At 51.8% G+C, this 10,677-nt stretch carries 8 protein-coding genes; all 8 read right to left on the reverse strand.

Features of this window, described 5'->3' with window-relative positions:
* A partial coding sequence (locus AC2FNE_RS23440; protein ID WP_496806429.1) for a PP2C family protein-serine/threonine phosphatase occupies positions 1-402 on the reverse strand: 402 nt, incomplete at its 3' end.
* Positions 402-1,445, reverse strand: coding sequence for an FHA domain-containing protein (locus AC2FNE_RS23445; protein ID WP_496806430.1), 1,044 nt, complete (start codon positions 1,443-1,445; stop codon positions 402-404). The genes AC2FNE_RS23440 and AC2FNE_RS23445, both read right to left, overlap by 1 nt.
* A gap of 196 nt (positions 1,446-1,641) precedes the next feature.
* Positions 1,642-3,855 (reverse strand): serine/threonine protein kinase, encoded by a 2,214-nt coding sequence (locus tag AC2FNE_RS23450; RefSeq protein ID WP_496806431.1) that lies wholly within the window; start codon positions 3,853-3,855, stop codon positions 1,642-1,644.
* Positions 3,856-4,192: 337 nt separating this feature from the next.
* The gene (locus AC2FNE_RS23455; RefSeq protein ID WP_496806432.1) at positions 4,193-5,488 is read right to left on the reverse strand and encodes a dynamin family protein; all 1,296 of its coding nucleotides are present in this window, start codon (positions 5,486-5,488) and stop codon (positions 4,193-4,195) included.
* A complete protein-coding gene (locus tag AC2FNE_RS23460) occupies positions 5,485-7,524 on the reverse strand; it encodes a dynamin family protein (RefSeq protein ID WP_496806433.1) in 2,040 nt (679 codons plus the stop codon). The genes AC2FNE_RS23455 and AC2FNE_RS23460 overlap by 4 nt, the downstream gene beginning before the upstream one ends.
* A 68-nt stretch (positions 7,525-7,592) precedes the next feature.
* On the reverse strand, positions 7,593-8,312 hold the full coding sequence (locus AC2FNE_RS23465) for a hypothetical protein (RefSeq protein WP_496806434.1): 720 nt from the start codon (positions 8,310-8,312) through the stop codon (positions 7,593-7,595).
* A gap of 165 nt (positions 8,313-8,477) precedes the next feature.
* A complete protein-coding gene (locus tag AC2FNE_RS23470) occupies positions 8,478-8,879 on the reverse strand; it encodes a hypothetical protein (RefSeq protein WP_170605380.1) in 402 nt (133 codons plus the stop codon).
* A gap of 54 nt (positions 8,880-8,933) precedes the next feature.
* The gene (locus tag AC2FNE_RS23475; RefSeq protein ID WP_496806435.1) at positions 8,934-10,565 is read right to left on the reverse strand and encodes a dynamin family protein; all 1,632 of its coding nucleotides are present in this window, start codon (positions 10,563-10,565) and stop codon (positions 8,934-8,936) included.
* Positions 10,566-10,677: the final 112 nt, after the last annotated feature.

A 10,677-nucleotide genomic window follows, 5' to 3' on the forward strand; every position in this document is an offset into this window, starting at 1 on the left:
ATCTCGGAAAAGGTAGAGAGGGCTGTCGCCGATGGAAATCCAAAAGACACGCTGCTCAAGCATTAGAATGCCCAGCAATGTAGAGCCCAATTTGACGCGATGTTCATCGCCATGATCACCTACTGCGGTATTGGCTTGCATCGCGGCAATCGGCAGAGCGTCGAGCAGATCGCCCTCGACCGGTTCGGGCCCGCCAAGCTGGGCATCCATAAGGTCGCACCATGCTGATATGACCAGCTCCGATGCGATTTCACCCGCATCATGCCCACCCATACCGTCAGCAATGACGACGTAACCCGCACTAGCCGAGTCAAACACCCGTGCGGAAATCGCATCCTCCTGCGTGTCGCGCTGACCCTTGTCAAGAATCAGCGCAACATCATATGCAGGGCTTGCGAGCATTAATCGGCATCCCGCCAGTCAAATCCTTCATCGCAGAAGGCCTTGAACCGCATCGAGGTTTCACTGATGCGGATTATATCACCACACGCAATAGGCACTGTGCTGAGGACTGGTTTGCCGTTTAAACGAACAAGGTTAGCCTTGCCGCCGTGGCCTAAATAGCATTTTCGGTCTTCGGGATCATAAGCGATTACCGCATGATTGCTGCGCGAAATACCCGTGTCTCCGAAGTCCAACTGAATAGCCTGATCGTCATTTCGGCCTATTTGCATCAGACCTTCGGTAACCGTTACGCAGGCGCCTCTACCCGGGCCGGAAGTCACAACCAACCATCCAACCGGGAACGTCTGCTGTGCACTCTCCATCTTCACGACAGGTTCTGCGGCTTCGATCAATTCCTGCGCATGCGTGTTCGCGCGATCAAAGCCGAGGAAAGTAGTTTTTACGCGGGCTCGACGATCCTCCGCTGGGGCTGGAGCCACAATTTCCTTTTCAGCAACTGGGATTGGTTCTGGTGAAGGCTCCTCCAGCTGAGATGGTTCACTTTCTTCTTCGGCTGCAAAATCGGGAGAAGGATCCACAGTTGGCTCAGTTGTGACTTCAAGCTCTGGTTGGACTTCGAGAACATTTTCGGGCTCTTCCGTTGATGCTTCGGCAACTGCCGCGAGCATGGTTTTTTCATCTTCCGCCACATCAGTTGATGCGGGGTGCAACGTCACAACTTGATCTTCCTCTGAAACTTCTGGGTCGACGGGCGCATCCGCCGTCTCCTCTTCCACAGTTTCGTCCTTGGACTCTTCATCTGTCTCGAAAAATTCAGGCATTTGGCCTTCTGGGATCAGATCTTCCGACTCCTCAAAGTTTTCGAAGCTATTGTTGCCGCCGGCTAGTGCCTCGCGCAGCGCATTGAAATCTGCGATTGGCTCAGGTTGATCTGCCTGCTCAAGATCGTTCTCGGCAATCACTTCGGTTTCGGCCGTATCTTCTTTGGATTTGCCGGCACCTTCTAGAAGCCGGCTCAGAGGGCTTTTGTATTTAAACATGGTGTCGACACCTTTTTCTATCTGATGCGGAGCACTTCCCGCGTGTTTGTTACAGATCACCGCGCATAAGGTTCGGTGAGACTAAAAACCAAAAATCACTCTTACGATCCGCAACGGGCCGGTCCCCGTTGGGTGGCTAACTGGGGGCCACCCTCAGCACATACTTGCCAGCGAATTTCACTCGATCCGGGTTTCTCTACTCCTGCGCAAGCCGCATGGTAGCGGCGGTTTCAGATCCGTTGCGCAATACGGTCAGCTCGGCTGTGGGGCGACTTTCGGCAACAAGATTTTCGAGGATCACTTCCAGACTTTCTGGACCATCGAAAGCAACGCTTTCCTCACCTTCGCGCAACAGAACGTCGCCACGTCTAAGGTCACTTTCACTGTCGTTCGGCACTGTCTGTACTGATGTTTGCCAGCCGTACCCGTCTACGTGGCGGATACTGAAGGTTAGCCCGTTCTCAAGACCCAGACTGCGGTATGCGGGCAATGCCAAAACAGCATTCTGCGCACGGGTTTTACCCAATGCGCGGTAACGGGCGGTAGCCCGTACATACCCATCAGGTTCAACTGCAAAATTGCTCAATATGTGTGCTTCAAACGAGAGATCCGCGCGAATAGGTTCACCGTTCAGAGTAAAAATCGTCGTTCCACGCTGAACCCAATCGCCGACAACGGACATATCCTGATCAGCATCAATACCACTAATAGCAAGCACATTACCCGTCGATGCACGACGACGTGAAACTGTGAACGGTACATCCACGTCCCAGTGAGCGAAAGCCACTTGGTTGTCCAAGAGATTGATGAGTTCTTCCAAAGGTAAACCTATTTCAGACTCAGAGAGTGCTGCCTCGGCTTCCAGTTCGGGCTGCTTTTCGCCAACTTCCAGGATTGATATTTCCGCTGGCGGTATCTCTGAGGCGGCAACGGCATCGAGTGGCGGCTCTAACGTTTCTTTCGAATCTGGTTCCTGTATCACTGTCTGCTCGACAGGTTGCTCTTGCGCTACCTCGGTCTCGGGTGCCAAAGCGGGTTCGGCCGATTCCGGCTCTGCTTGGACTTCGACGGTCTGCTCGACCGGTTCCGGTACAGCATCAATCGGCGCTGGGGCCTCAACTGTGACCGGGGTTGCCTTGGGCGTGGAGTTTTCGCCCGACATCAGAATTATCATTCCTGTAACGACCGCCGCTAACGCGATCACGACCAATACAATTGACCTGCTTCCGCTTCCCGGACCGCTTTTGACTACTGTGTCAACGGTAACCGGTGCGTTATCTGAAGTTGCGAAATTCGCGTGCTCTTGTTCAGGTTTTTCTTCGTTCCCAAGCGTAAGGTCAGCATTGCCAGCAAGAAGGGCGGTCACAACAGCCTCGGCGTTTTCAGTCTCGGCTTTTATGCGTTCTTTCTCGGCCTCGTGATCTTTGTGGTCCATGCCGACGATCACGGACACTGGACGGTAAGCAAACGTGTCAAACATCACGTCTGGTCCGCGGAACATTCGCAACCAATCCAAAGCCGATTGAAGACGATCGGTGGTGTGTACCTCCAGCGCCTTGTCAATCGCATTCAGGAATTTGCTCGGATATCCCGAATAGCGCCCGGAAAGCGGAACATAAGGGTCAGATTGACCATTGTTGAACGCGTTCAGGCGGGTTTGACCGTCGATTGGACGTTCGCCGGTTATGGCGTGATACAGGGTTGCGGCCAAGACATATAGATCACTACTGGGACTTTGTTCCGCGCCCCGAACATAGAATTCGTGCGGCGAGTAGCCGTCCTTTATTACCCGCAACGTCAACAAAGCAGTCGATTTGTGCGCTGCTTGCTCGCGTGCCGCACCAAAATCAATCAGAATAGGTTCACCATTCTCGTTGATCAGAATATTGTCTGGCGAAATGTCGCGATGCAACATTCCGCTTTGGTGTATGAAGGACACTGCGGACAGCATCTTCTCTGTGACCTGAACAATAAACTCCGGATCACCTCTGTTTTCGGCGTTCTCAACATATTCCAGAAGGTCGCAACCACGGACAAAATCCATCGCGATGTAAGCGGTATTGTTGTCCTCGAACACTTGATGAACGTCGACGATATTTGGATGTACAAGACGGGCATGGTTCCTGGCTTCCAGAATAAACAGGTCGATGATTGCCCTAAGATCTTCGTTGAGCCCCGGGTTTACCGCCTCGACGAAATCTCCATTTCTACGACACAGGGCGCTGGGGTAACACTCTTTGATGACCACATCGCGCTCAAGGCTATCGCGGGCCAGATAGGTGATACCAAAACCGCCATTGCTGAGAAAACGAAGAATCTCATACTGACCGCGCAGCAACTTTGCCCCTGGTTGGAGGCCTTCTATCTGAGGTTCGTCGTGCGTCGCACCAACAGCTTGGTTGTGGCTCATTTCTTCCCGCCCATTCCATTCACTTTGCGGTAAAAACAATCGGACTTATCGCCCGCAAACTCACAACCAGACACAACCGCAGTACACTTGTGAACGGTTAGACGTTTCAAATTTGACTTTAATGGGGCCGCCTGATGGCTTCACTATGGATCAAATTTCATCAAATACTATATATAGACTGTGGGCAGACAATATTCTATATATAGTGTTTTTCCTTTAAAAAAATACGAGCATATACAGCGAATTTTGACGATTGGTCTACAAATTCGAAACAATTGCAGCGTGATTCTGAACACGCCAAACCGCGATCCAGACACTCAATTTAAGCGTGAACGTATCACGTCCCGGTTTTAGTAGGGGCGGAAGCTACCGTACTTCCAGCCCAAGCCAGATTATCGCTGAGTTGTGCAAGGATACCGACTGCATCTCTTAACGGTGCATCGCCGCTCTCAAATTGCAATAGCATCAAAAGGTCCGTCGCTTTTTCAAATTCACCTGGAACCCAGTCCGCACTAGCATCAATTTCCGTGCCCGAATCCAAACGCTCAGCAAAATCTTCGACAATTTCCTGACAGCTTTGTAGAAAAGTCGAGGGCTCAATGTCCGCATTCTCACGAAGTTCGTTGCAGATCCCGGCAATTGCGACCAACCAATCCTCTAGGATCGGGTTGTTCAGCGGAGGCAGCGACACGCCAAGACTGGTGTGAACATCTTGTCCATCTGCTCCCGATGTATCATGCTCAACTGTAACTGGAGCCTCGATACTCGCAAGGAAGGGATCAAAGTGGTCTTTCAGATCGTTACGAGCGGACAGCAGATCGCTCTGACGATATTCGGAAGCCACCCGCAAGATTACTTCAGCGAGTTTTGAGCCGCCACAAGATTCCCAAAGTCTGAAATCAGGTTCAGGTTCCTGGGACATGGCTTTTACAGCCAGCGGCGTACCAATTGGAACAACCGCCTGGAACATATCACTATTTTCCTTTTCCAATCTCCGCAAAACGCGATCACGCGCTTCGTCGTCGGGTAAAAGATCGGCATGTGTCACGGCCAACAAACTGCTCTCGCGCAGCTTTTTCGGCACTTGCCGCCAAAGGTGGCGTTCAGTTTCCCGCCACGCGCTCGTGCCATTGGTGCACCAGATGGCGCAATCCACATAATCCAGCAGAGCCAAAGTTTGCTTATATGACTCGTCAAGAGCATCTGAACCAGGCAGGTCGAAAAGCGAAATATCCCGCAGAGCAGGGGTGTTAAGACCGATCGAAATAAAATCCGGATTGTCAGCGGCCGCTTTTTCCAATGTTACGCCAGAATAAACTTTAGGTTCCTTGCCCCACCAACCAACACTAGTTTCGGGTTCTTCAGCAAAAGCAACAATCACAAGAGGCAGTTTCTGTTGCTGCGGACCGGTGGGCAAAATGTCAGCTCCTGCCAGCATATTGGCTAAACTGGATTTTCCGGCACCAAACTCTCCGGCAAAACCGATAGCCACGGTGTTGGACAACCGCTGCGCATGCGTAATAGCCCGTTCGCGTAGCTCATCCAATTCAATTGAGGATGGAGTGTTTTCGGTTGCCGTCAGAAAGCTTTCGAGTTTTTTTACTACCTGCTCGGTTCCGGGAAATTCAATCATTCTGCTGCCTCAGCGTGTAAAGCCTCGAACCGGTCGGGCCCAAGGACCGAGCTCAGTTCGTCCACTATACGTCGAGCACGGTCAACAGCTTGTTGCGCTTCGGCACGGGCATTGCCTCCATTCGGTCCGGCGCGGTGCTCCAAGTGCCCAGCCAAAAGTGCCAAATAATGATCCACTACTGTTTGCATACGGTCTAACAGGTCACCGCGGGCAGTATCGATCAGATCATCCCCGATCATCTCAAATTCCTGAACGATCATTCGTTCAGCCCTATTCACAACGCTGCGCCTTGAAATCAATCGCGACAACCAGGTCACTCGAAGTTCAACGGTTATTCCACGAGTCAAAGCCGTTGTATCTGGGCGAAACCACCTTACTGCGCTGGTGTTCATTCGATTGTCCACAGGTTCCTTCCACCCGGGAAGGGCACGCAATGCTGAATTGCTTTGCATGTCCACGGCATAAAGCTCACTCAGCATGCGTTGGCGTATGACTTGTGTCGCACCCTGCACCAGTTCCCGCATCCTTTCACGTAGCGGACCAAAATTCAGTTCGGTTTCACCATCGCGACTTAGAAGTGGGGAATTCCCATCAGAACCACGGACAACGGTCGACACTGCCTCCGATACGGTGTCGTCCATTACACCACGCAAATTGGCCAGAACATTGTCCATGTCCTTGGTTATGGATTCGGATTTTTCAGCAATGAGGGTTTTCAATTCCGCTAGCTTCTTGTTGCCTTCGATAGCGCTTGGATCATCCGCGCGTTCCTCATCCAATGCCCGTAACCTTGCGGTGCTACGCTCCAAGTCACCCTGTGCAAATCCATTAAGGTGCTGCCAGGCCATTCGCATTTGTTCACTACGCGGGCCGTTGGCCAATGCTTGTGTTACATGATGGCGCAAGTCTGGCAAGCCGGACGCAATCATCGCGGCGTAACGCAAAATGGCCTCGCGACTGATGGGTCCGGGGCCTTGTTTGATCTCCTGCACACCAGACAGATACTGGTTCATCTGTTCCGGATGGGCACGCAGCCAAGTCAGAACCTGGTCATGGTCAATGCCAGATTCATCACCGGTCAAAGCGTAATGGGCCCATTGGGCACTGCCCACCAGCACATCGATCTCAGAGTTTCCAAGGGCATTTTCAAGACCTTCCACAACATCAGCCTTGACCTTGTCAGCATCCTCGGCACCGCCCCCTAGTTCATCAACCCGGTTGATAAATACAACGATCTGCCCCAACTCCAGCGCCTGCATGAGACGAAACAACTTCAGGTCTGCCCGCGAAAGGGCCTGATGGGCGGACAGAACCACCACAAAAAAATCAGACTCTTTAAGATATTGGCGCGATATTTCTTCCCGGATTAATAGCGGGTCATTTACACCGGGCGTGTCAGTAACTGTGACCGGAAACGGGAAATGGCCAATTTCGAAAAAAACTTCGGCTTTTCGGGTTATGTCGCTGTAAAGGCCTCGATCCGATCCGGGGTCGCGCTCTCCGTCGTCCGCTGGATCGTCTCCCGCACATACGTAACGAGCCAAATCCTCTGATGTCAGCTCCTCCAGGTCGTGACGTTGGCCCAGCAATTGTTCATAGCTTTCGCCCAGGCGCAACCGAGCGCGTGTTTTCATCGCCTCGACCTGTTCTTCGATCATCTCCCGCTTATAGCTGTCCTCGTCATCGGGGAACATGTTGCGCAGTTCTTCACCTTCGGCAATCAAAGCCTTCCACTGACGGTTGTCAAAGAAGTGAAACTCAGCCCCAGAAGTGCGACCAGAAGGGTGGCCGAAATGCATATCGGTGATCACTGTTGTCCAAGGGTTCACATCAGACGGAAGATATCCAGCTTGACCGGTAAAACCGTTAATTAGGCGCGACTTGCCAGCCTTAATCTGTCCGACAAATGCAATTGAGGGCTTTAGCTTTGAAAGGTCGTCTACAATACGAGAAATGAAATGACGGGTCTCGTCATTGCTTATTTCATTCATATCTTCGGCGATGCGAATTAGTTCGCGGCGGCTCAGCTCACTCATTAGTTTACCCTGACAACTCGCTTCCGAACCTAGATTAAAAAAGTGGACACTATTGGGCAGGATCGGGGTTATTCGGCGGCGTTCTTTGATGATTTCCACATCGATACAACAGCCTCAAGCTTACGAGCATCGTGTAAGGCCCCAGTCGTATTCTTGCCGTCACTTACAAACGCCACGCCTGTTCCCTGGCCGCCGGAAGGACGCATAACAACCATTTGCGGCAGGTCTGTGCTGCTGTCGGTTTGCCATCCGACGAGGTCGCGAATGATTTCAGATAGGACATCCTTATCTGGGTGCGCGGGCTGATCCTGTGCGCACAAGCCCTCGAACTGTGAAACCTCACTGCCATCACTTGAAATTAAAAAACGCCCCAACGCAAATCTGTCCATACCATCGTAAAACGTCTTGGCCGCGGCAGGCAGATCGTCAGAATTTGGGTCTTGCACGGACTCTGTTTCAATTGGGTTATCTGGCACCAGAGTTACGCGTGGCTCTTCAGGTAAGTCTATGTTGGCGCAAGCGGTCGCAACTTCAGAATAGGTCAAACCGACATCATCTGCCGCGAGCGAAGTATCAGGGCACAGAGACTCCAGTTGCAGTGGGCCAGGGGCAGATACGAGATCAGATATCAGGCGTGCCAATTGCTCAATCAATGACGCCCGAGTATCCATTTCAAAATCCGGCTTTGGGCCAGTATCGCATTCAAGGATATTCGTTACGCGCGAACTGCCGACATCGATTGACAAACGTGTGCCATCTGCGGCAACAAAATCCAGTCTTCGAGGCAATATTGTGCACCTGATAGCCTTCAGAACTTGGGAGCGCCTATCCTGTGGCCTCTTGCCGGCAAGGCAGATTGCAGGGGTCAGACGAGCGGTGGAGGTTCGCCCAATCTCTTCTAGTAGATCTAAAATTTCAGGGTCCATCATGTCATTATCCCCTTTGGGCCCCGCCTAAATTGCGGCGGCAACTGGTCCAAGGCTGAGATGTGATTTGGCTAACATCAGCTCGATATTGGTGCGGTCTTGACAGATAAAAAAAATAACATGGTCCGAGAGCTCTTGCATTCGCAGAAAAATGAATACCCGGTCGTCCGAGAACACCGCGACTTCCCCAAAAACCGAGATAATCGTCTGATCTGCCTCGTCCGAACGCAACAGCTTTTCAAAGGCTGCGATGCCGCTTCCCTGAAACAGGTTAGTGGCAGCCAAAGCCGAACTTTTTAAGCTACTGGCATTGTCCTGTTCGATAGCACTTGTACCTAACAGCATCCCCGTTTCCATATCGATATAACCGGCTGCCAAGCAGCCGGGTACAGCTTCGATTGCAGCTGCTAAAACCTTTTCGATTGACATATCTCAGCCTGTTCCTGCGATCGGTTACTTCAAACCCATTAATCGCAATTTTCGCTACAACACATGCCACTCCGCGCCAGAGTTGTCATTCGATTTCCGAACAGGTCGCAGCGGATTTTTTTGCCCATGAGCGTTGTGTTCCAATGCGATCTGATCGAATTCCCGCAGAAACGCGGTAAAGGCATTTTTCAGACCTTTCGCGTCGTCAGGCAGAGGATCGTTTTCCTCAATCTCGCGCCACATCGACAAGGCGCTAGGCGGCGCACTAACTCGAGCGTCAAGCAAATGTTCGGAAGTTGGGTCCGTTTGGTCTGACATGTCTTCACGTGACATCGGCGTGTCGGGTTCAATAGATACAACTTCGGCCGCGGTCAGAACATTGCCTTCGGGTTCGGGTTCATAATCTTCCCCGTCGCCTTTCGTTTGTTCTGCAAGCAGGGCCGTGATCGAAGAAACGGACTGTCCTATGTCTGGCCCAGGTTTGGATTCAACTTCCGAAGTCAGGCTATCTTCTTCTTCCTGACTTACAATGATCAGTTCGGGTTCTTCATTTACTTCGTCGCCCTCGGAAAACTCAAACTCATCTACATCTAGATCAGGGTTTGTCAGTCCACTTAGATGCGGAGAATCTTCCGTAGTCTCGCGAAAGTATGACCGCAACTCTTCTTTCGAGGTCGCTTCTACATCATTGACCATTTCAGCACGCATGCGTTCAGCCTCATCGGGGTCAATGCGAGAACGCTCTGGCTCTTCGGTTCGGCGTTCTACCCGAGCCGGCCTTACCGGAAAGTTAGTGATTACATTGCGATCCTCGCTTTTGAAGCCTCCGCTGAGTTCAACTAGTTTGACTTGCGAGTCTTCGGGTATTGAATCCGCTTCCTCTGCAGGGTGAACCAAGGTTTGACCAGACTGCGATTTATCGATTTGATACCGGGCCAGTTGATCAGCACGGCCATCCATTATCTGTTCTGTAATCTCCAAAAAGCTGTCGACCATTTTTCCACCGCCGCTGCGCGACCACAACTCGGCATCACCCGTCTTATCGCGCGCAGTTATAGCATCACGAGCCGAAAACAGTATTGTGCGATTGAAAAGGTGACCCGCCTCGCGGTTCACACGACGCAGTACTTTTTGCCTGTCTTTCGCACTCAGGGCATCGGCACGTGTAATCAACAGCAACGAATTATTCTGCAATCGTTCCGGCAACGATACCCAAGTCGCACGCTCGGTTTCACGCCAAGCCTGAGTGGAATGCGTACACCACAGTACGCCATTTGCCTGACCAACAGCTCGCTGCCAGACATCCGTTGAAATCTTAGGGTCCGAGATGCCGGGCGTGTCGATCAGATCAACGGCTTCCAAAATGTCAGCCTTGAGGAATATCCGGACGAATTGTGCATCATTGACAGCGATTGTTTCAAGTTCATCCAAAGTGATACTTTGTTTGCTGCCGTCGTGCCGTTTGACATAGGCCGGACTGCTTCCCCAACTGAACCATACGGGTGGCAGCTGTGTTGCTGTCACCTGCGTTGGCAGGGCTTGCTCACGCAAAAGAAAGTTCATCAGTGTCGACTTTCCGGCACTGAACTCTCCCATAAGCGCAAAAGCTGGCTTTCGACGGGACCACTGCTCAATGCGGTTCCATGCCATGGGAGAGACGAAGCGGGGATCTGTGTTTTTTACCATAACTCTTCTTATGCTGCTTCGTTACTGAGGTCTTTGAGGATGTCGCCGAGGATGTCATCACGCGACTTTTGTGGCTGCGTTCCGGCGTTCAACGCTGCTTGGGCTGCAGGAT

The sequence above is a fragment of the Ruegeria sp. YKSD179 genome (assembly GCF_059612885.1).

Excerpts from the sequence above, each read along its gene's own strand:
- AC2FNE_RS23455 (WP_496806432.1), bottom strand. The coding sequence starts at position 5,488 with ATGATTGAATTTCCCGGAACCGAGCAGGTAGTAAAAAAACTCGAAAGC.
- AC2FNE_RS23460 (WP_496806433.1), bottom strand. The coding sequence starts at position 7,524 with ATGAGTGAGCTGAGCCGCCGCGAACTAATTCGCATCGCCGAAGATATG.
- AC2FNE_RS23475 (WP_496806435.1), bottom strand. The coding sequence starts at position 10,565 with ATGGTAAAAAACACAGATCCCCGCTTCGTCTCTCCCATGGCATGGAAC.
- AC2FNE_RS23450 (WP_496806431.1), bottom strand. The coding sequence starts at position 3,855 with ATGAGCCACAACCAAGCTGTTGGTGCGACGCACGACGAACCTCAGATA.
- AC2FNE_RS23445 (WP_496806430.1), bottom strand. The coding sequence starts at position 1,445 with ATGTTTAAATACAAAAGCCCTCTGAGCCGGCTTCTAGAAGGTGCCGGC.
- AC2FNE_RS23470 (WP_170605380.1), bottom strand. The coding sequence starts at position 8,879 with ATGTCAATCGAAAAGGTTTTAGCAGCTGCAATCGAAGCTGTACCCGGC.